The following is a 21,531-nucleotide window of genomic DNA, read 5'->3' on the forward strand; positions in this document are numbered from 1 at the left end:
GCTATTGAAGCCTTGCCATGGGATAAATCGTGCGCGAGCATTGGCTATCGAAACCCACAGTTTCTAATCGAGGTGGCAATGGACCGCTTGCAAGGCATGGCTGTGTTTGTCAAAGCGGCCGATCTCGGCTCGTTTGCTGCTGCCGGCGCGGCGTTGGACATGTCAGCGCAAATGGTTGGCAAACACGTCAGCGCCATCGAGGAGCGACTGGGCACTCGCTTGCTCAACCGCACAACCCGGCGCCAGAGCCTCACCGACCTTGGTCGGCAGTACTACGAGCGCTGTAAAACGGTATTGGCCGAGGTCGAGGCCGCCGAAACCATCGCGCACACTCAATCCAGCGCGCCGCGGGGACGTCTACGGGTCAACGCACCAGTCACCTTCGGCACCTACTGCCTGATGCCGGTGATTGCCCAATACCTCAAAACCTACCCGGATGTGCAAGTAGACCTGACGCTCAGCGACCGGGTCGTTGATCTCATCGAAGAAGGCTACGAGGCGGTTATCCGCATCGGCACGCTGGCCGATTCTAGTTTGATGGCCCGCACCTTGAAGCCCTATCGCCTGATCGTGTGTGCCGCACCTGAGTATTTACAACGGCGTGGCACCCCCACTACACCGGCCCAATTGGCCAACCATGACTGCTTAGGATTCGCCTATACGGCGCGCCCACCGGCCAAGCAGTGGCCATTTATGGCCGGCGAAAACCTGCTCCTGGCCCAGGTCCACAACCGCTTGCAAGTTAACGACAGCCGCGCCCAGCTCGCCGCAGCACGGGAAGGCATCGGCATCATCCTCGGCGCCGAAATGATGCTCGCCGAGGACCTACGCAGCGGCCGCCTACAGCGCTTACTGAGCGACTACGAAACCCCGGCACAACCCGTGCACATTTTGTTCCCCAGCGCCCGCAGCCAGACGCCCAAACTGCGCAGCTTTATCGACTGCGTGGTACAGCAGTTAGGAGGGTAAACACTGGGCAGCCGAACACGAAACAACGCGGCCATGCTCCTCCCACGCATCCAAACAACATCCTCTGCGGGGCTGTTTTAGCAATATTTAGCAGGAGGGCTGGTTAATGGAACTTATCGAGGTCACTCGAAAAGTCACTAAGCCAGAAACAACAAAGCCACCCGAAGGTGGCTGAGCTGGATACGTTGATTGCTTCGGCCAACCGTGTAACTGCAGCTGATAACCGGGCACCAGTCCTAACGATAGGGACGAGAAAGCTCGGATAAATGATTCAATCCCCGCAACTTCCCCGCACCTTTTATTTATGTGCAGGCATAAAAAAATCCAGTCACCGCTAAGTGACTGGACTTTTTAGGAATTAATGGTCGGGACGGAGTGATTCGAACACTCGACCCCTAGCACCCCATGCTAGTGCGCTACCGGACTGCGCTACGCCCCGACTAGGCGTGAATCTATTCTCGGCGGGCCGAAAACGTTGCGAACTATACAATAAGCTTCTGAAATATGGAAACTTTTTTGAAAATCGCAGTTATTTTTTCAGGACCAACAACACGTCTTCAAGCTCGGCAATCATTTGCTTGATCAGCTGCTTGTATTGAGTGTTGTCATCCTTGGCTTCATCACCGGACAGACGCTGACGCGCACCACCAATGGTGAAACCTTGGTCATAAAGTAAGGCGCGAATTTGCCGGATCATCAGCACATCTTGGCGCTGATAATAGCGGCGGTTGCCGCGCCTCTTGACCGGGTTGAGCTGGGTAAACTCCTGCTCCCAGTAGCGCAATACGTGCGGTTTAACCGCGCATAATTCGCTTACCTCACCGATGGTGAAGTAACGCTTACCAGGAATCGCAGGTAGTTCGTCGTTATGACTTGGTTCCAGCATACGCCTCAACCCTGGCTTTAAGTTTCTGGCCGGGGCGGAAAGTCACGACACGGCGAGCCGTGATCGGTATTTCCTCCCCTGTTTTCGGATTACGACCGGGGCGCTGACGCTTGTCGCGCAAATCAAAATTACCGAACCCCGAGAGTTTGACCTGTTCGTTGAGCTCCAGCGCTTGGCGGATCTCTTCAAAGAACAGCTCCACCAATTCCTTGGCTTCCCGTTTATTCAGGCCCAGCTCTTCATACAGACGTTCCGCCATCTCAGCTTTCGTCAGAGCCCCCATACGCTACTTCCTTAACGTGGCGTTGAACCTTTGTTCCAGACTGGTGAGGATATTTTGCATTGTGGTACTCACCTCATCGTCATTAAGAGTGCGCGATGGATGCTGCCAGGTCAAGCCAACTGCTAGACTTTTTCTATCAGGATCAATGCCTTTACCGTGATATACGTCAAATAGCTTGAGGTCAGTTAGCCATTCACCTGCTGCAGCACGGATTACTTCCAGCAATTGCTGGGCTGGAACATCCCTTTCGACCAAGACAGCAATATCGCGCCGCACTTCCGGGAACTTAGAAAGCTCTTGGAATTTAGGCATAGTGCCACGACTGATTTCAGCCAAAACCAACTCGAACATAAACACAGCCTGGTCCAAGCCCAAGACTTTTGCCAATTCGGGATGGATCGCACCGACAAAACCAACCAGCTTGCCGTCACGCTCAATACGCGCAGTCTGCCCCGGGTGCAAAGCCACATGCTCGCCCGGTACAAACACGAAGTCATCCGCCGCACCGGCACTGGCCAACAACGCTTCAACATCAGCCTTGATGTCATAGAAGTCGACGCTGTCACGCCCGTGCGCCCAGGCTTCAGGCAGGCGTGGGCCGCTGATCAAGCCGGCCAACATCGGCTCTTGCTGCAGACCTTCAAGCTGGCCGACAAAACGCAAGCCGCTTTCGAACAGGCGCACACGGCCCTGCTGACGGTTGAGGTTGTGCTGCAAGGCTTTGACCAAACCCGGCCATAACGAAGAACGCATCGCCGACATATCCGCCGAGATCGGGTTAGCCAGCAGCAGCGGCGCTACACCTGGGCTGAACAGCTCGAACAGTTTCGGATCGATAAAGCTGTAGGTGATTGCTTCTTGATAACCACGAGCCACCAGCAGGCGACGCAGTTGCGGCAAACCACTTTCAGCTTCGGCCTTGGCCTGCGGCGCCAGACGCGCCTGCGGGTAACGCACCGGCAACAGGTTATAGCCGTAGAGACGGCCCAGCTCTTCGATCAAGTCCACTTCCAGACTGATGTCGAAGCGGTGGCTTGGCACGCTGACTTGCCACTGCCCTGCCCCTTGCGCTTCAACCTGCAGACCCAAAGCACTGAGCAGTCGCTCAACTTGAGAGTCTTCAAAGGCCAGACCGAGCATTTGTTCAACGCGCTCGGCACGCAGCGTAACAGGCGCGATATTCGGCAGATGAGCCTGACTCACCACCTCAGTGATCGGGCCGGCTTCACCACCTACGATATCCAGCAGCAGGCCAGTGGCGCGCTCCATGGCTTCGCGAGCCAGTTGCCAGTCCACGCCACGCTCGTAGCGGTGCGAAGCATCGGTATGCAGACCATAAGAGCGGGCCTTGCCAGCGATGGCGATGGTGTCGAAGAAGGCGCTCTCGAGGAACAGATCACGCGTCATCGCGCTGACGCCGCTGTGCTCGCCGCCCATGACACCAGCAATCGCCAGAGCACGGTTATGGTCAGCGATGACCAGGGTGTCGGCACGCAGGCTAACTTCCTGGCCATCCAGCAGCACCAGCTTCTCGCCTTCTTCGGCCAGACGCACACGGATGCCGCCATTGATTTGTGCCAAGTCGAAAGCGTGCAGCGGCTGACCCAGTTCGATCATCACGTAGTTAGTGACATCGACCACAGCGTCGATGCTACGGATATCCGCGCGGCGCAGGCGCTCGACCATCCACAGCGGCGTCGGCTTGGACAGGTCGACGTTACGCACCACACGGCCCAAATAACGCGGGCAGGCTTGCGGCGCGAGCACTTCAACGCTGCGCTCATCGCTATGCGTAACAGCAACTGCCGGCACAGCGACACGGGTCACCGGCGCGTCATACAGCGCACCGACTTCGCGGGCCAGGCCGGCCAGGGACAAGCAGTCACCACGGTTCGGCGTCAGGTCCACTTCGATGCTGGCGTCATCCAGTTGCAGGTAGCTGCGAATGTCTTCGCCCACCGGCGCATCAGCCGGCAGTTCCAGCAGGCCATCGTGGTCTTCGCTGATTTTCAGCTCAGCAGCCGAGCACAGCATGCCGTTGGACTCAACGCCACGCAGCTTGGCTTTTTTGATTTTGAAGTCGCCCGGCAACTCAGCACCGATCATAGCGAACGGAATCTTCAGGCCCGGACGCACATTCGGCGCACCGCACACGACCTGGAAGGTTTCCGCGCCACTGCTCACTTGGCACACGCGCAACTTATCGGCGTCAGGGTGTTGCTCGGTGCTCAGCACCTCGCCGACCACCACGCCACTGAACTCACCGGCGGCCAGGGTCACGCTGTCGACCTCTAGACCGGCCATGGACAGGCGCGCCACCAGCTCATCACGGGAAACTTGCGGGTTTACCCAGGTGCGCAGCCATTGTTCACTGAATTTCATTCTGCTCTCCTCAACAATTCGGTTCGGTCATGCGGCTCTAGCGAAATTGCGCCAGGAATCGCAGGTCGTTTTCGAAGAACAGACGTAAGTCGTTAACGCCATAACGCAGCATGGCCAGACGCTCCACACCCATACCGAAGGCAAAACCGGAGTACTTCTCTGGATCGATGCCAGACATGCGCAGCACGTTTGGATGAACCATGCCGCAGCCCATGACTTCCAGCCAGCCAGTTTGCTTGCAAACGCGGCAGCCTTTACCGCTGCACATCACGCATTGCATATCGACTTCAGCCGAAGGCTCAGTGAAGGGGAAGAACGATGGACGGAAACGCACGCCCAGCGGCTTCTCGAAGAACACCCGCAGGAACTCTTCGATGGTGCCTTTAAGGTCGGCAAAACTCACACCCTCATCGACCAGCAGGCCTTCGACCTGGTGGAACATCGGCGAGTGGGTGATATCCGAATCGCAGCGATAGACGCGGCCGGGGCAAACGATGCGGATCGGCGGCTGCTGCGACTCCATGGTGCGTACCTGTACCGGTGAGGTATGGGTGCGCAGCAACATGTTGGCGTTGAAATAGAAGGTGTCGTGCATCGCCCGTGCCGGGTGATGCCCTGGAATATTGAGTGCCTCGAAGTTGTGGTAGTCGTTCTCCACTTCCGGGCCTTCGGCGATGCCGTAGCCAATACGGGTAAAGAATTGCTCCACGCGCTCCAGAGTGCGGGTCACCGGATGCAAGCCACCGGAAGTCTGGCCACGGCCAGGCAAGGTGACGTCAATTTTTTCAGCCGCCAATTTAGCGCTGAGGGCAGCCTGTTCCAGATCAGCTTTACGCGCATTAAGTGCGTCCTGAACTTGATCCTTGGCGGCGTTGATCAACGCGCCGGCTTGCGGACGTTCTTCGGCCGAAAGATTGCCCAGGGTCTTCATCACCTGAGTCAATTCGCCTTTTTTACCCAGATACTGAACGCGCAGTTGTTCAAGGGCGTTCACATCGTCGGTGTGGCTAACGGCCTCAAGCGCTTGCGAGACCAGCACATCCAGATTTTCCATTTACAGACTCCAGATACGAAATAGGGGAAGAGCTTGAAGGCTCTTCCCCTATCGGTGACGTTTAGCTCCGGGCGAACCCGGAGATTGTCGGGGACTTAAGCCAGTACGGCTTTCGCTTTCTCGACAATCGCAGCAAACGCCGCTTTTTCGTTCACTGCCAGATCAGCCAGAACCTTACGGTCGATCTCGATGGACGCTTTTTTCAGGCCAGCAATGAAACGGCTGTAGGACAGACCGTTAACACGAGCACCAGCGTTGATACGAGCGATCCACAGAGCGCGGAACTGGCGCTTCCGCTGACGGCGGTCGCGGTAGGCGTATTGGCCTGCCTTGATCACAGCCTGCTTGGCAACGCGGAATACGCGCGAACGCGCACCGTAGTAGCCTTTAGCGAGTTTCAGAATTTTTTTGTGACGCTTACGAGCGATAACGCCGCGCTTAACACGAGCCATGAGTAATTTCCTCTAAATCTTGACCGATTAACGAACGCGCAGCATGCGCGCCACTTTTGCTACGTCAGACGGGTGAATCAGGCTGCTGCCCCGCAGTTGACGTTTACGCTTAGTGGACATCTTGGTCAGGATGTGGCTCTTGAAAGCGTGCTTGTGCTTGAAGCCAGTAGCAGTTTTAAGAAAACGCTTGGCTGCACCACTCTTAGTTTTCATCTTTGGCATGTTCGGATACTCCGCATTCAGTTGATAAACATAACCGCAAGGCCTGCCGTGCCCTGGTGGTTACTTCTTCTTTTTGGGGGCGATGACCATAATCAGCTGGCGTCCTTCCATCTTCGGGTGCTGTTCAACGGTGCCGTATTCAGCCAGGTCAGCTTCAACCCGCTTCAACAACTCCATGCCCAGCTCCTGATGCGCCATCTCACGGCCGCGGAATCGAAGCGATACCTTGGCCCTGTCCCCATCACTTAGGAAACGTACCAGGTTGCGTAGTTTTACCTGGTAATCCCCTTCCTCCGTCCCTGGACGAAACTTAATTTCTTTAACCTGAATCTGCTTCTGGTTCTTCTTAGCTGCCGCAATTTGCTTCTTCTTTTCGAAGAGCGATTTGCCGTAGTCCATGACTCGGCAAACCGGAGGAACTGCGTCGGCAGAGATTTCTACCAGATCCAGCTTGGCCTCTTCAGCAATCCTAAGCGCTTCATCAATCGAGACGATGCCAATTTGCTCGCCGTCAGCGCCAATTAACCGAACCTCGCGTGCCGAGATATTCTCGTTGATCGGGGCCTTCGGTGCAGCTCGTTTATCTTGTCTCATATCACGCTTAATAATGATTACTCCAAAACTTGGCGACCACGCCGGGAAACCGCCTGCGCGAGAAGTTCAGCGAATTGAGTGACGGGCATGGAGCCCAGATCAGCACCTTCACGGGTACGCACGGCGACAGTTTGCGTCTCGACTTCGCGATCCCCAATAACCAAAAGATAGGGGACCTTGAGCAAAGTATGCTCGCGGATTTTAAAGCCTATCTTCTCGTTCCTCAAGTCAGACTTGGCACGAAAACCGCTTTGGTTAAGGGTTTTTTCCACTTCTTGGGCGAAATCGGCTTGTTTATCAGTGATATTCAGCACCACAGCCTGAGTTGGCGCGAGCCAAGCCGGGAATGCACCTTCGTAGTGCTCGATCAAAATTCCGATGAAACGCTCGAAGGAACCCAGGATCGCCCGGTGCAACATGACCGGCACTTTACGGCTGTTGTCTTCGGAGACGTAGCTGGCTTCCAAACGCTGCGGCATGTTCGGATCATATTGCAGAGTGCCGCACTGCCAATTACGACCTAAACAGTCGAGCAAGGTGAATTCGATCTTCGGACCGTAGAACGCGCCCTCGCCCGGCAGGTATTCCCACGGCAGACCAGCTTCGTTCAGGGCGTCAGCCAGAGCGGTTTCGGCGCGATCCCAGAAGGCATCATCACCCACGCGCTTAGGCGGACGAGTGGAAAGCTTCATCTTGATGTCGCTGAAGCCGAAGTCGGAGTAAACCTGCAGGGTCAGCTTGATGAAATCAGCCGCTTCCTTCTTCACCTGCTCTTCAGTACAGAAGATATGGGCGTCGTCCTGGGTGAAGCCACGCACACGCATGATGCCGTGCAGTGCGCCGGATGCTTCGTTACGGTGGCACGAGCCAAACTCGGCCAAGCGCAGCGGCAGCTCACGGTAGCTCTTCAGGCCTTGGTTGAAGATCTGCACGTGGCACGGGCAGTTCATCGGCTTGATCGCGTAGTCGCGGCTTTCCGACTCAGTGGTGAACATGTTGTCGGCGTAGTTGCCCCAGTGCCCGGATTTCTCCCACAGGATACGGTCGACCACTTGCGGAGTGCGCACTTCCTGGTAGCCGTTCTCGCGCTGGATGCCGCGCATGTACTGCTCTAGCACCTGATAGATGGTCCAGCCATTGGGGTGCCAGAACACCATGCCTGGCGCTTCTTCCTGGGTGTGGAAGAGGTCGAGGCGCTTACCGATCTTACGGTGATCGCGCTTTTCGGCTTCTTCGATGCGCTGGATATAAGCAGCCAGTTGCTTCTTATCCGCCCACGCGGTGCCGTAGATGCGCTGCAGCTGCTCGTTCTTCGCATCGCCACGCCAGTAGGCGCCGGACATCTTGGTCAGCTTGAACGCTTTAAGGAAACGAGTGTTGGGCACGTGCGGGCCACGGCACATGTCGACGTATTCTTCGTGGAAGTACAGGCCCATGGCCTGCTCGTCCGGCATGTCGTCGATCAGGCGCAGCTTGTAATCTTCACCACGGGCCTGGAAAAGCTCGATGACTTCCGCGCGCGGGGTCATCTTCTTGATCACATCGTATTCGGTGTCGATCAGCTCACGCATGCGCTGCTCGATCGCCGCCATATCCTCAGGGGTAAAGGGGCGCTCGGCGGCGATGTCGTAATAGAAACCTTCATCAATCACCGGGCCGATCACCATCTTGGCGCTGGGGAACAGCTGCTTGACCGCATGGCCAACCAAGTGGGCGCAGGAGTGGCGGATAATCTCAACGCCGTCCTGATCTTTCGGGGTGATGATTTGCAGACTGGCGTCCTGGGTAATCAGGTCGCTTGCATCCACCAGTTTGCCGTCGACCTTACCGGCCACGGTGGCCTTAGCTAAGCCTGCGCCAATGGACTGGGCGACTTCCAGCACGGATACCGGGTGGTCGAATGGACGTTTACTGCCGTCGGGAAGAGTAATAACGGGCATGGCGCCTCCTCTCCTAGTGGTGACCTCTACCAAAGGCCACATGGGTTGGGATGAGCCAGTAAGTGATCCGGCGCTATACCTGCCATACAGGGGCAGGAGCCTTGCGGCCAAGCTCACCGAACCAGAATCACTGGTGATGGTTAATACACACATAGCTAGCCGCGCTGGGCGATGCCAAACAATCCTCGGACACAGATTGCGCGACGAAAAGCTTACAACCGGACACTTTTGCTGCCAGTTCAAGACTTAAATCAAGTCAGGAGTTCGAGCTAAGTGGATGATTTCTAATGAAACAGGTTGTTTCAGCCTTGGCTAGGAGCGGCATTCTAGCATAACTAAATCAATAACTTAGTCTGTCCAGTAAGTCACAAGCGCCCTAGCCTGCCTTGGCCTGCGTACGCGTGGCGTACCAGCAAATCAGCGAGCCGAAGGTAACCAGCAGCGCGCCGTGCCAAAACTGTAACGACAAACTGGCACCCAGCCAGAGGGCCGAAAAAGCGGCCGACAGAACTGGGGAGAAATACGACAGCGTCGCCAGCAGAGTCAGATTGCCGCGCAAGATGCCCACGTTCCACAGCGCATAACCACCGGCCATAGACAGCACCAAACAGGCCAACTCCAGCGAAGGTTGCAGGGTAAAAGCCGGCAGCGCTTCACTGCTCAGGGCATATTTCACCCACAGCAAAATGGCCGTGACGGCAAAGAAAAAGCCCACATGATTCTCGCCCCGGGCGTAACGGCGAGTGATGTTGCAATACAGAGCAAAGGTGATCGCGCAGGTGGCGGCCATGCCGTAGCTGAGTGGGTTGGATTTGATGTTGCTGACAAAGCTGGCCAGCGACAGACCGTCGGTGCTGACCACCCATGTCGTGCCCCATAACGCCAGAGCCGTGCCCGGCAAGATAAACCAGCGGGCTGATTGCTGATTCATCGGCACCGCCAGCAGCACCGTCAAACAGGGCCACAGGCTGTTTACCACACTGACTTGAATCGCCTGCTCGCTGGAGTTGGCGTAGCCCAAGGCCAGGGACAGGCAAATTTCATAGGTGACGAACAACGCCGTGCCCAACACTAGATACAGGCGCGAACTGTGGCGCAGGCGCGGACGACCTAACAGCACGAACAGCAACACTGCGCCAAAGCTGTAGATCAACGCAGCGCCGCCGATGGGGCCAAAGTATTGGCTGGTACTGCGGATCAGTCCTGAGGCCGTGCTCCAAACCAGCAGGGCCACCACGCCACATAGAGTCGCCGCCCGCCCACTGCTATTCAACATCGCTGCCTCAGCGCAAAAAGATGGCGATTCTAGCGCCTGCTACGGCGCCTGTCTGTTTCTCACTGCAGGCAACGACGCCGCTCTACGACAGGCCTGAGCTATGCCGGCGTGGCGATATAGGGAAACTCACTTTCAGGCAGGGTCTGGCCATGACTTAACTGGCCAATCAGGTGGGTATAGGGCGGTGAGGTTTCGCCGTGGCGATCCACATAACAGGCGTTATCGCCCAACCAGCGCGTCGACAGCACCCGCCGTGCATCCGTTAGCGAGCGATTGCCTGGGGCGCCATGCACGGTGCGAAAGTCAAAGGCAATGGCATCGCCCAGGGCAAGATCCCAACCCAGAATCTGATACTGCTGACGATTGCCCTCGATATCCGGCATCGCCTCAAGCCCGGCGACATCCTGCTCATAATCGGCGCCGGTAAATTTACGCGGACGGAACTGCTTACCCCACAAGTGCGAGCCGGCGACAAACTCGACACTGGAGCTACGCGCCACTGGGTCCAGCGGCAACCAGATACTCACTGTTTGCTCGGCGCTGGCGCAGTAATACGGCTCATCGTGATGCCAAGGCGTGGCACTGGGGTTACCCGCCTCCTTGACCAGCATATGCTCATGAAAGATGCGCACCTGCCGCGAGCCCATCAATTGCTTGGCCAACTGAGCGGCCGGGCTGTGCTGGATAAACTCACGGTAGCCGGCAATGTTGGGCCAGTTGCAGTAATCGCCGATAAAGCGCCCCGCCGCCGTATTCGGCGTGTAGTTACGCTGCAAGGGGCCGGGATGGGCCAGATTATCCGCCACCGCCGCGCGCAGCGGTTCAATCCAATCCGCAAACAACCCACGCACCACGACCACACCGTCACGGTTAAACGCTTCCCGCCATTGTGCATCCATCCACCAACCCTCCCCGACGATAAGACTCACTCGGCCTCAGCCGACCCCGCTTGGTTACGCTTGCTCAACCAACTGGTGCAGGCATACAGAGCCAGTACCACCAGGATCAATAAGGTGGCCACGGCCAGAATCGACGGATCGATCTGATCACGGATGCCGTTCCACATCTGTCGCGGCACGGTGCGTTGCTCGGAGCCACCGATAAACAGCACGACGATCACCTCATCAAAGGATGTGGCAAAGGCGAACACCGCGCCGGTGGCTACGGCCGGGGTAATCAGCGGCAACGTCACCCGGCGAAAGTTAGTCCAGGGCCGTGCGCCCAGACCGCTGGCCGCACGGGTCAGGCTATGGTCGAAGGATTGCAGCGCAGCGCACACAGTGATCAGCACAAAGGGCGTGCCGAGCACGGTGTGGGCGAGGATCACGCCTAAGTAGGAATCGACCAAGCCCAGCGGCGCGAACACGTAATAAAAGCCTGCGGCGACCACCACAATCGGCGTGATCATCGGTGAGATCAGCAGTGGCATCACCACCGTACGCCAGGGGAAGCTGGCGCGGCTCAAGCCCAGCGCCGCCAAGGTGCCCAAGGCGGTGGCCAGCAGCGTCGAGGCAAACCCAATGCCCAGGCTATTCAGCAGCGCGCGCTGCCATTGGCTGTTGTTCAATACGGTGTCGTACCAGCGCAGCGACACGCCGGTCATGGGGTAGGAGAAGTACGAGCTGCTGTTAAACGACAGCGGCATGATGATCACAATCGGCGCCACCAAAAACAGCAGCACCAACGCCGTATGCCAGCGCACCCAACGCGCGCTCCAACGCTCAAGACGGGACCAGTAATGGGTTTTCATAGGCGCTCCCGATTAACCGAAACGCAGGCGGTCAATGCCCACCAAGCGGTTAAACACAAAGTAGAAAAACGCGGTAAACAGCACCAGATACACCGACAACGCGCCGGCCAGGCCCCAGTTCAATTGCTGGTTGGTTTGCAGTGAAATCAGTTGGCTGATCATTTCATCCCCTGCTCCGCCCAGCAGCGCCGGAGTGATGTAGTAGCCCAGGGACAAGACGAAGACCAAGAAGCACCCGGCGCCCACCCCGGCCAATGTCTGCGGAATATAGGTGCGCACGAAGGCGGTCAGCGGCTTAGCGCCTAAGGATTGCGCGGCGCGTAGATAAATCGGCGAGATGCCCTTCATCACCGAGTAAATGGCCAGAATCATGAACGGCAGCATGATATGGGTCATGCCGATCAATACCCCGGTGCGGTTAAACATCAACTGCAGCGGCTCGCTGACCAAGCCCAAACCGCTGAGCAAACTGTTGACCACGCCATTGGGTTGCAGCAGCACATACCAAGCGGTGGTGCGTACCAACAAGGACGTCCAAAACGGTACGATCACCAGCAGCATCAGGCGCTTGCTCTGCTGCGCCGGCAAGTTGGCCAGCAACCATGCCACCGGGTAGGCCAGCAGCAGGCAGATTAGGGTGATGCTGGTACTGATGCCGATGGTGCGGGCAAAAGCTTGCAGGTAGATGGATTCCTCAGCAGGCATGCTGACCACTGCCCCGCTGCTGTCGATCTTGCTGTCCAGCGCGCCTAACAGATAGTCCACCGTAGGCGACTGCGCCGCACGCTTGAGCACGCGCCAGGTATCCAGATCCGCCCAGCGGGCATCGATTTGCGGCAACGTCACCGCCCAATCGGTGGACTCGCGCTGCTTAAGGTTACGCGCGGTTTTCATCAACAAACTGCGCATGGCCGGATCGTAAAAATTCAGACGCCGCGCGGCGCTGCCCAGCTCATCGCTGGCACTGGCGCTGACCAGCTCCTTGGCCAAAGCGGCATAGATTTCAGCCTCCGGCAAGGCAGATTCGTCCCAGTCATTGAGCGCCGCACTGAGCAGCGGCATGGCACTGGGTAACTCGGGGTTCTGCACGCTACGCAAAAGCAAAATGCCGATGGGAGCAACAAAGGTCAGCAACAAAAACACCATTAATGGCGCCGCCAGCAGCAAGGCCTTGCGCGACTCTTTGCGCCGCGCCTGACGGTAGGCTCGGGCCTGCTCGGCATTCTCTTGCGCGGCGCCCTGGGCCAGGGCCTGCGCAGCAACGGGGATGGTCACATTCATGGGCAACTCCAAACAGGCACGCTCAGCAACAGGTCGCCGCCGTACGGGCGGCGACCTTGGGGTGGATCAAGGCTGGCTAAGCCACACTTGGAAGCGTTTGTTGATCACGTCGAAGTTATCGGTCCAGAAATTCACATCGATCTGCACGGCATTACCAAAGTTAGCCGGCGCGGTGGGCAGCCCTTTCAGGGTTTGCGCGTCGATATGCTCCAGCGCTTTGCTGCGCGGCGGCGCATAGGCGATGTAGCGCGACAGTTGGGAGATCACCTCGGGTTGGGAGGCGTAGGCGATAAAGTCGGCAGCGGCCTTAGCGTTCTTCGCGCCTTTAGGCACGCCCCACCACTCGAAGTCGTAAATCTGTCCGTCCCACACGATAGCGAATGGCTTGTGATCGGTGTCCACGGCGCTTTGGATGCGCCCGTTGTACGCCTGCACCATCACCACCGCGCCATCGGCCAAGAGTTGCGGAGCCTGGGCACCGGACTCCCACCAGATGATGTCGTTCTTGATGCTGCTCAGTTTGCTAAAGGCGCGCTCCAGCCCTTCAGGCGTCCCCAGTACGCTGTAAACCTGGTCCTTGCTCACGCCATCAGCCATTAGCGCCCATTCCAAAGTGCCTTTAGGGCTCTTACGCAGGCCGCGTTTACCGGGGAATTTCGCGGTATCGAAGAAGTCGCCGACCTGGCTGGGGCCTGTTTTCAGCTTACTGCTGTCGTAAGCGAAGATGGTCGACCAGACCATGCTGGCCACCGCGCACTCACTGATCGAGCCGTCGATAAAGTCGCTGCTGTCGCCCAGCAGAGCTTTATCAAACTTCATCAGCAAGCCTTCATCACAGGCAGCGATGGCGTCGTTGGACTCCAAATCCACCACGTCCCAGGTGGTGTTGTTGGCCTGAACCATGGCCGACAACTTGGCCAGGCCACCGTCATAGGCCTCAAGGCCAAAGGTGGTGCCGCTGGCTTGGGTATACGGCTCCAGATAGGCTTGTTTAACCGCACTTTCATAGGCGCCACCGAAGGTCACGATGGACAGTTTGGTGGCCGCATGCAGGGGGCTGACAGCAACCGCAGCGGCGAGCAACGAGGCACTGGCGAGCAGATTGGTAATAGGCTTCATTGGCATATCATTCCTTCTATCTCTGTTAAGTGGCGGCAGTTCAAAGAAGCCTCAGGTGGCACTGGCCGAGGGCGCCAGAACCTTGCAGTCCGCCACCCGCCAAGTCAGTTCAACCTCGCTGCCGGTCTGCGGCAATCGGTGGCTCCAGGTATTGGGCAGCTTGCAAATCAGCTGCTCGGATGCGCTTACACGCAAGTGCACGCGGTGGTGATCGCCGCAATAGATGGTCTCTTGCACCAAGCCGCGCAGGCTGTTGCCCAGACTTACCCCAGGCGTGGCCAAACTGACCTGCTCGGGGCGTAAAAACAGGGTGCCCGGCGTATCCACACTGAGGTCTTGGCTGGTGTGGCCACGCACCTCGGCGCCATTGGCCAGCTGCAAGGTGGCGAGGCCGTTTTCGATACGACTGATGCGGCCACTGAGGCCATTGTTCTCACCGACAAAATTGGCGACGAAGGCGTTGTGCGGCTGCTCGTACAACTCATGGGGCGGCGCGATTTGCTGGATACGTCCGTCGAAGAACACCGCCACCCGATCTGACATGGTCAGGGCTTCGGACTGATCATGGGTCACATACACCGTGGTCAGGCCCAGCTCGCGATGCAGGCGCATGATTTCGTACTGCATATGCTCGCGCAGACGTTTATCCAAGGCCCCTAAGGGCTCGTCCATCAGAATCAAGCTGGGCTCAAACACCAGCGCCCGGGCCAACGCCACGCGCTGCTGCTGACCGCCGGACAACTGCGCCGGGCGGCGCTTAGCGACATGGGACAGCTCGACCATGTCCAGCGCACGACTCACCCGCTGCTTGATTTCACTGCGTGGCACAGCCCGTACCGACAGTGGAAAACCGACGTTCTCGGCGATGCTCATATGGGGGAACAAGGCGTAATTCTGAAACACCATGCCGATGTCGCGTTCATAGGGTGGGCGATCGTCCAGGCGTTTGCCGGCCATGCAGATCTCACCTTTGCTCGGCGTTTCAAAGCCGGCCAGCATCATCAAGGTGGTGGTTTTGCCAGAGCCCGAAGGCCCCAGCAGCGCGACAAATTCACCTTTATTGATGGCCAGGTTGAGGCCGTACACCACATAGTCCGTGCCGTCATAGGATTTGCTGACGTTACTGAAACTGATAAAGGGCTCCGCCGCCCCAGGCGCAGTGGCCGCGTTCATCACAGGCTGACCCGGCTGGCGATATAACGGGCGAAGTCATAGTTGGGCCGTTCCAGATGGCTCAGGTGGCCTGGCTGCGCCAGCGGCGCACGCACGCCACGCATCACCGCCTCGACGCCCTGCCGGTCTTCGGCGTTGACCTCATCGAGCAACGCTTTAAGCGTGCTCAGGTACTCAGTAGCTTTGGGGTCGTTAATAAACTCCGGAGCCAGGCCACCGCCGAAGCGGATATGCACCTTGTCGACGCCACACGGCTGCACGATCAAGTACCAAAAATAGCCCGGTGTCAGGGTGATCAGGTGACTCGGATAGATACTCAGCAGCGCCGTGGTTTTGCGCCAATGCCCTTCTAGATGCTGGTTATCTGGGTGGGCGTTGCCGATGGCCAGCGTCGCCTCTTTGGTAATCCAGTGATAGTTAAAGGCGGGCAAACCCGCTGGGCATTCCATTTCTTCCAAGCGCGAATGCGGGCCCACAGTCGCCCGGTGCAGCATGGGCAGGTGGTAACTCTCCATAAAGTTTTCGGCGAGGATCTTCCAGTTGCAGTCCCACACATGATCTTCCTGGAAGGTCTCGATATAGCCCTCCATGCGGTACTGGCTGATCAGCTCCTCCAGCTCTTTAAGCTGCTCACTGACTGGCGGCAGATCGTTGTCCAGGGTCAGGTAAATCCAGCCCTGCCAGATTTCGCAACGCACGCTGGGCAGTTGGTAGTCGCTTTTGCAGAAGCCGCTCTGCCGATCCATCTGTGCCGCGCCACGCAGCTTGCCTTGCAAGTCATAACCCCAGGCGTGGTAGGGACAGACGATGGCGCGCACATTGCCGCTGCCCTGCAACAGCACCGACATGCGATGCAGGCACACGTTGGAAAACGCGCGGATCTCGCCTTGGTTATCCCGCAGCACCACCACCGGCTGCCCGGCGATGTCGTAGGTCAGGTAATCCCCGGGGATTTGCAACTTGCTGGCGCGGCCCACACACAGCCACTGCGCCTTAAAGATGTGCTGCTGCTCCAGCTCGACGAAGGCCTTGGAGGTGTACACCTCGGGCGGCATAGCCCGCGCATCGACAAAGTCACGATCACAGTTTGCTTGTAAAGCAGTGATCAATTGGGCAACCGGGGTGGGCGTAATGAGCTGTGCCATAAAGCTTCCTCGATAAGACGTTACTGCAAGGTCTGAGCGGCCTTTATTCGCCAGTTTTCGAAGTACTGATCAGGCTGCACGCGAAGTGGATATGGCCGGATGGTGGCCGAGGGCTAGGCATAAATAAAGTAAGGAAAAACTGCCTTAGGCCTATGAAAAACGTGGCTAGGCCGGGCGTTTTTGGTGCGCTCCACCGCCTTATTGGTGCAGCAGCGCAATCCACTGATGGCTCATCCTGCAATGCAGCACAGGCTGACTTTGCCGCCCCCTGAAGCGGAGCGTTTAGCGCAGGCGTTTAGTCCTTGGGGCCGTCATAACCGCAAGCGCTGGGCGTAAGGTTTGAATCGACTCGCAGCGCCCCAGTTTGGGTCGCCATAGATGCGCACCAGCCGCTTGGAATAAGGCTCAATCAGGATTTTTTAAGCGCTGCGCTGAGACACAGGCTCATAGCCCACTGACTGAAACAGGTTTGCCCAGCCCTAAGGCGTTGTGCTGAAACCCAGCCTGAGTTGCAGAGAAACAGCAGGCGCACACTGCATTGGCACAGCCTGCGTATGGCAAGGGTTACGCACCTACCATAGGCCTTAAAACACAACGCCCGGCGTAATCAGAGGATCAACGCCGGGCGTTTTAATCAGCCTAAAGGCTTGCGTGCCGTTAAAGCTCAGTCACCGCAATATGCGAGCTTAGGCTGCGCGATAAATAGCGGTAAAAGTCACAAATGGTGCCTTCAAAATCCGCCGGCGAAAGCTGCCCGGAAGGTGCATGCCGCGAGGCCAAACCACGCTGCATGCGCTCCAGCTTCTCGCGGTCTTCACGGTTGACTTCATTCCACAGCGCGAGGCGCTCATCCAGCTCGGCGGCGCTGAGTTCCTCGCCATAAGTGGCAACCGTCCAGCGCACGCGAATCTGATCCACCGCCAAGGGCTGGATCGACAGTGACACCAATAGGGTCGCTGCCTGGCTGACGAGCTGAGTGGGGAACAGACAAAACAGCGTGGAGCGCCGCCGCTCCTCAGCGGACAAACCTGGCGCACCTAAGCCACGGGAGGCGGCGGAGTCCGGATAGTTGGCGCAATAGCTGGTAAAGGCCTCATCAGCCATGGACTTACGACTTAAGCCCGTCGGCGTATAGGGGTGCAGCGTTTTGGGGTGCACCACCGAGAGGTGGTAAGCCTCCATAAAGTTTTCCACCAAACACTTCCAGTTGGTGTTCCAGATCTCCTCCTGGCTGTGCACATGGCGCATTTCGGCGGTTTGGTAATTGGCCAGCAGTGCTTCTAGATTGCCCAAGCGAGTGGCCAAGGGCGCGGCGTTATCGTCCAGGTTGACGTAAATAAAGCCGTTCCACAGTTCAGTTTTAAACTCCGGCAGGCTGCAACTGTGCGGCGTCACGCCTTTTTCTTGCATGCGCGGGGCATGGGCCAAGCGCCCGTCACGCTCATAACTCCAAGCGTGGTAGGAGCAGACAAAACGCCGCGTATGGCCCTTGCCTTCAGCCAGCGGCATACCACGATGGCGGCAGAGATTGGACAGCGCGCGAATCGTGCCCTCATCTCCTTTAATGAGGATCAGCGGCTCTTCGAACAGTTGCGTGGTAAAGAAATCCCCGGCCTCCGCCAGCTCATCGACTCGCCCCACGCAGTGCCATTCCTTTTTCAGGAAGCTTTCCACCTCGAACTGATAGAAATCCGGGCAGCTGTAAAACTGCCCAGGCAGGCACTGCGCCTGCGCTTCAGGCAACCCCGCCACGCCATGCAGACGGGTCACCATGGCGGCAACCTTATTGTGATTAATCCCCATCCGATTCACTCCACAGCTAATAGGCGGGCGCATACAGCCCATGGCCAGATTGATAGCAGCTGACACCGTTGCACTTCTCGCCAAAGCACAGACCGCGCCATAACGAGCAAGCAGCACCTAGGTGCCAAGAAAGATTCAAGGAGAAGTTAATACGCCTGCAAACGCGGAGAAAGTTCGAAAAAACTGCGCTGAAGCAAGGAAAAATATGCCTCGGCCTAGGCTGTGGATTGGCTTCGGGGCAATGGTGGATAGATAAAGCGCCATCCACTCCAGCAACACCCGTAGGGTGGGCAACGCGAAGCTTGGCCGCCTCAATCCAAGTTCACCACCTGCGGCAACTACATAAAAACTGCTTGCCTCACAGCCTTTATTCGCCAGCAAATCTACGTTGCCAGCATTTCACGGTGGATGGGTGAAGCGTCATCCACCCTACGTTCCAGCAACACCAACACCCGTAGGGTGGACAACGCGAAGCTTGGCCACCTTTACCCAAGCTCATCACCTGTGGCAACTACATAAAGGCTGCCTGCCTCACAGCCTTTATTCGCCAGTAAATCTGCGTTGGCCAGCATTTCACGGTGGATGGGTGAAGCGTCATCCACCCTACGCTCCAGCAACACCAACACCCGTAGGGTGGGCAACGCGAAGCTTGGCCGCCTCAATCCAAGTTCACCACCTGCGGCAACTACATAAAGACTGCTTGCCTCACAGCCTTTATTCGCCAGCAAATCTACGTTGCCAGCATTTCACGGTGGATGGGTGAAGCGTCATCCACCCTACGCTCCTGCAACACCAACACCAACACCCGTAGGGTGGACAACGCGAAGCTTGGCCGCCTCAATCCAAGTTCACCACCTGCGGCAACTACATAAAAACTGCTTGCCTCACAGCCTTTATTCGCCAGCAAATCTACGTTGCCAGCATTTCACGGTGGATGGGTGAAGCGTCATCCACCCTACGTTCCAGTAACACCAACACCCGTAGGGTGGACAACGCGAAGCTTGGCCACCGGCATTAAATTTATTCGGGCGTAATCCGTCGACAGCCCTAACGCAGGGCCGCCGTTTTCTCTTTAAGCCAATCCAACAGATGCCGCACGGCCGGACGCATACCGCGCTGGCCCAGATGCACTGCGTGAACCAAGCTGATCGGCGGGTGCAGGTCCAGCTCAACCCTCAACAGGCGTCCCTCGGCAAGGTCCTCAGCGACATAGAGCTCGGGGATCATAATCATGCCCAAACCACTCAGCGCAGCACTGCGCAAAGTAGCCATATCGTCCACCACCAAACGCGGCTCCAAGCGCACATCGACAACCTGCTCATCGCCATCCAACAACTGCCAATGGCACTGCCCTCCCGCCCCGCTCCAGGCAATTGCCGGCACCCGCTGCAAGGTCTCATTCAAGCTGAGCTTAAGCTCGCTCTGCCACTGCGGATGCACCACTAAAACCAAGGGGATGCGCGCCAGCAACACCGGCACATAGCCCAGCGGATAATCCAATTGGCTGCGCGCACGGATAACAAAGTCGACGTTCTCGTTATGCACATCAACTGGCCGGTTAGACGCCTCGATATGCACCCGCACCCTTGAGTAGGTTTGCAGATAACGCAGAATCTCATCGGCAAAATACAGATTAAGCAGCGACGGCGGCAGCACGATGCGCACCGCGCCGCTCGGCTCGCGCTGCATTACCTCAACGGAGGCCAGCGCCTCATCAACCTGCTCAAAAATATCCAGGCAGCGCTGATAGAGCGTTTCGCCCTGCTCCGTCAGGCGAAAGCTGCGCGTGCTGCGCTCAATCAAACGGGCGCCAAGTTCACGTTCAAGCGCGCTGATGCCGCGACTCAAGGTCGCTCGGGAGATCCCCGTTTGCCGGTGACAGGCAGAAAACCCGCCCGCGCTGACCACCTGCTTAAACAGCTTTAAGCCATTGAGATCCGTCATGGATCGCCCTCAACTCGCACATTGCGGTACCACTTGTATCACCTTTGCAAAAGTGAAAGCCATATACAGGGCTTCCCGTGATTTTTCTCATACATAAACTTGCCATCTGAATAGTTACTGCACCAATCCCTCTCGATTAAGTGGTTACCCCTATGCACAGCACAGTATTGATGGCACACACCTACGGCCCCGCCGAAGTCCTGCAATTCGCCGAGTTAGAACTACCTAAACTGGCGGCTGAAACCGCGCGCATCCAAGTCATGGCCGCCGGCATCAACCCCATCGATGCCCGACGCATGAGCGGCGAATTTCGCCACGGCACTCTGCCGCAAACCTTCGGTACTGAATTTGCCGGGGTGATCGTTGAGGTCAATGACCCTCAGAGCAAGTGGAAGGTCGGTGATGAAGTGCTCGGCTCCGGCGCCGGCTTTACCCATGCCACAGTGATTGATGTGCCCGTGAGCAATCTGGTCGCCCGCCCGGCTAATCTGGACTGGCTTGTCGCCGGCTCTCTGGCCGGAGCAGCACAAACCGCGATGACTATCCTGCAAGAGCTGCAAGAAAAGGGGCCGGTGAAGTCACTGCTGATTCATGGTGCATCAGGCGGCGTAGGCTCGATCACCGTACAACTGGCCCGCGAATTAGGTATCGACGTGGTGGCCACCGCCTCACAGCGTAACCACGAGTACCTTGAAAATCTCGGCGCCACCCCAGTGCTATACGGCGCTGGCCTGACGGAACGCCTGCAAGCCATACACCCAGAGAAATTCGACGCGTCTCTCGATATGGCCGGCACCGAAGACGCAACCCAAGCCTCCTTGGCTACCGTGAAAAATGACGGGTTTCTCGGCACCATCGCCGGCCGGCCACTGTCCTCATCGCGCATCCAACCGATGTGGGTTAAACGCAATAAAGCCAACTTGCAGCACGTGGTCGACGGCGTCGCTGAGGGACGCCTGAGCTGGCTGGTCAGCAACAGCTACCCGTTTGCCCAAGCGGCGGAGGCCTATAGCGCGATTTTACAGGGGCATACTTGGGGCAAGAGTGTGCTGAGCTTCTAAGCCAGTACTAGGCCACCCAATTGCTCTTGCGACGCGGCAGTGCCCCAGTGTTAAAGCCCACGCATTGCCGCTTTGCCGCGCAGGACATGCACAGCCACCTCGACGATTAGCCAGCGCCTATCACAGCACGAGCTAAGACAATCTGTACTTACCGGTCCAAGCTGCAAATCGCTATTCTCCATACTACGCAAGCCCGC

General features: G+C 57.6%; 19 protein-coding genes and 1 tRNA gene. 2 read left to right on the top strand and 18 right to left on the bottom strand.

What is annotated here, in order from left to right:
- Positions 1 to 78 precede the first annotated feature (78 nt).
- A complete protein-coding gene (locus NTD81_RS09065) occupies positions 79 to 969 on the top strand; it encodes a LysR family transcriptional regulator (protein WP_262181797.1) in 891 nt (296 codons plus the stop codon).
- A 362-nt stretch (positions 970 to 1,331) separates the two neighbouring features.
- Here the strand turns inward: NTD81_RS09065 and NTD81_RS09070 are convergent.
- The 18 genes from NTD81_RS09070 to NTD81_RS09155 all read right to left on the bottom strand — a co-directional run bounded on the left by NTD81_RS09070 (position 1,332) and on the right by NTD81_RS09155 (position 20,273).
- Positions 1,332 to 1,408, bottom strand: a tRNA-Pro gene (locus NTD81_RS09070).
- A gap of 90 nt (positions 1,409 to 1,498) precedes the next feature.
- Positions 1,499 to 1,855: a MerR family transcriptional regulator gene (locus NTD81_RS09075; protein ID WP_262181798.1), complete on the bottom strand. Its 357-nt coding sequence runs from the start codon at positions 1,853 to 1,855 to the stop codon at positions 1,499 to 1,501.
- Positions 1,836 to 2,138, bottom strand: a complete 303-nt coding sequence (ihfA, locus tag NTD81_RS09080; RefSeq protein ID WP_003243414.1) for an integration host factor subunit alpha — start codon at positions 2,136 to 2,138, stop codon at positions 1,836 to 1,838. The genes NTD81_RS09075 and ihfA overlap by 20 nt, the downstream gene beginning before the upstream one ends.
- 3 nt (positions 2,139 to 2,141) lie before the next feature.
- The gene (pheT, locus tag NTD81_RS09085; protein ID WP_262181799.1) at positions 2,142 to 4,520 is read right to left on the bottom strand and encodes a phenylalanine--tRNA ligase subunit beta; all 2,379 of its coding nucleotides are present in this window, start codon (positions 4,518 to 4,520) and stop codon (positions 2,142 to 2,144) included.
- Positions 4,521 to 4,557: 37 nt separating this feature from the next.
- Complete coding sequence (pheS, locus tag NTD81_RS09090) at positions 4,558 to 5,574, bottom strand: phenylalanine--tRNA ligase subunit alpha (protein ID WP_262181801.1); 1,017 nt, start codon at positions 5,572 to 5,574, stop codon at positions 4,558 to 4,560.
- Between the two features lie 95 nt (positions 5,575 to 5,669).
- A complete protein-coding gene (gene rplT, locus NTD81_RS09095; RefSeq protein ID WP_090505586.1) occupies positions 5,670 to 6,026 on the bottom strand; it encodes a 50S ribosomal protein L20 in 357 nt (118 codons plus the stop codon).
- A 27-nt stretch (positions 6,027 to 6,053) separates the two neighbouring features.
- Positions 6,054 to 6,248, bottom strand: a complete 195-nt coding sequence (gene rpmI / locus NTD81_RS09100) for a 50S ribosomal protein L35 (protein WP_058069469.1) — start codon at positions 6,246 to 6,248, stop codon at positions 6,054 to 6,056.
- A gap of 60 nt (positions 6,249 to 6,308) precedes the next feature.
- Positions 6,309 to 6,860, bottom strand: coding sequence for a translation initiation factor IF-3 (gene infC, locus NTD81_RS09105; RefSeq protein WP_262182083.1), 552 nt, complete (start codon positions 6,858 to 6,860; stop codon positions 6,309 to 6,311).
- On the bottom strand, positions 6,860 to 8,782 hold the full coding sequence (gene thrS, locus NTD81_RS09110) for a threonine--tRNA ligase (protein ID WP_262181803.1): 1,923 nt from the start codon (positions 8,780 to 8,782) through the stop codon (positions 6,860 to 6,862). The genes infC and thrS overlap by 1 nt, the downstream gene beginning before the upstream one ends.
- A gap of 376 nt (positions 8,783 to 9,158) precedes the next feature.
- A complete protein-coding gene (gene yddG, locus NTD81_RS09115; RefSeq protein ID WP_262181805.1) occupies positions 9,159 to 10,058 on the bottom strand; it encodes an aromatic amino acid DMT transporter YddG in 900 nt (299 codons plus the stop codon).
- Positions 10,059 to 10,156: 98 nt separating this feature from the next.
- Positions 10,157 to 10,957, bottom strand: coding sequence for a phytanoyl-CoA dioxygenase family protein (locus NTD81_RS09120; protein ID WP_262181806.1), 801 nt, complete (start codon positions 10,955 to 10,957; stop codon positions 10,157 to 10,159).
- A gap of 26 nt (positions 10,958 to 10,983) precedes the next feature.
- Complete coding sequence (locus tag NTD81_RS09125; RefSeq protein ID WP_262181808.1) at positions 10,984 to 11,808, bottom strand: ABC transporter permease; 825 nt, start codon at positions 11,806 to 11,808, stop codon at positions 10,984 to 10,986.
- Positions 11,809 to 11,820: 12 nt separating this feature from the next.
- The gene (locus tag NTD81_RS09130) at positions 11,821 to 13,077 is read right to left on the bottom strand and encodes an ABC transporter permease (RefSeq protein ID WP_410017139.1); all 1,257 of its coding nucleotides are present in this window, start codon (positions 13,075 to 13,077) and stop codon (positions 11,821 to 11,823) included.
- Between the two features lie 78 nt (positions 13,078 to 13,155).
- Positions 13,156 to 14,208: an ABC transporter substrate-binding protein gene (locus NTD81_RS09135; protein WP_262181811.1), complete on the bottom strand. Its 1,053-nt coding sequence runs from the start codon at positions 14,206 to 14,208 to the stop codon at positions 13,156 to 13,158.
- A 51-nt stretch (positions 14,209 to 14,259) separates the two neighbouring features.
- Positions 14,260 to 15,384 (bottom strand): ABC transporter ATP-binding protein, encoded by a 1,125-nt coding sequence (locus NTD81_RS09140; RefSeq protein WP_410017125.1) that lies wholly within the window; start codon positions 15,382 to 15,384, stop codon positions 14,260 to 14,262.
- Positions 15,381 to 16,526, bottom strand: a complete 1,146-nt coding sequence (locus NTD81_RS09145; protein WP_262181814.1) for an aromatic ring-hydroxylating oxygenase subunit alpha — start codon at positions 16,524 to 16,526, stop codon at positions 15,381 to 15,383. The genes NTD81_RS09140 and NTD81_RS09145 overlap by 4 nt, the downstream gene beginning before the upstream one ends.
- A gap of 657 nt (positions 16,527 to 17,183) precedes the next feature.
- Positions 17,184 to 18,329 (bottom strand): aromatic ring-hydroxylating oxygenase subunit alpha, encoded by a 1,146-nt coding sequence (locus NTD81_RS09150; protein ID WP_262181816.1) that lies wholly within the window; start codon positions 18,327 to 18,329, stop codon positions 17,184 to 17,186.
- A 1,047-nt stretch (positions 18,330 to 19,376) separates the two neighbouring features.
- Positions 19,377 to 20,273 carry a LysR substrate-binding domain-containing protein gene (locus NTD81_RS09155; RefSeq protein WP_262181819.1) on the bottom strand — a complete coding sequence of 299 codons (897 nt, stop codon included), beginning with the start codon at positions 20,271 to 20,273 and terminating at the stop codon, positions 19,377 to 19,379.
- A 152-nt stretch (positions 20,274 to 20,425) separates the two neighbouring features.
- On the opposite strand from NTD81_RS09155, the gene NTD81_RS09160 reads away from it, so the two are divergent.
- Positions 20,426 to 21,334, top strand: coding sequence for an NADP-dependent oxidoreductase (locus NTD81_RS09160; RefSeq protein WP_262181821.1), 909 nt, complete (start codon positions 20,426 to 20,428; stop codon positions 21,332 to 21,334).
- The last annotated feature ends 197 nt before the right edge of the window (positions 21,335 to 21,531 follow it).

Source organism: Pseudomonas sp. 5P_3.1_Bac2, assembly GCF_025465995.1.
GTDB lineage: Bacteria > Pseudomonadota > Gammaproteobacteria > Pseudomonadales > Pseudomonadaceae > Aquipseudomonas.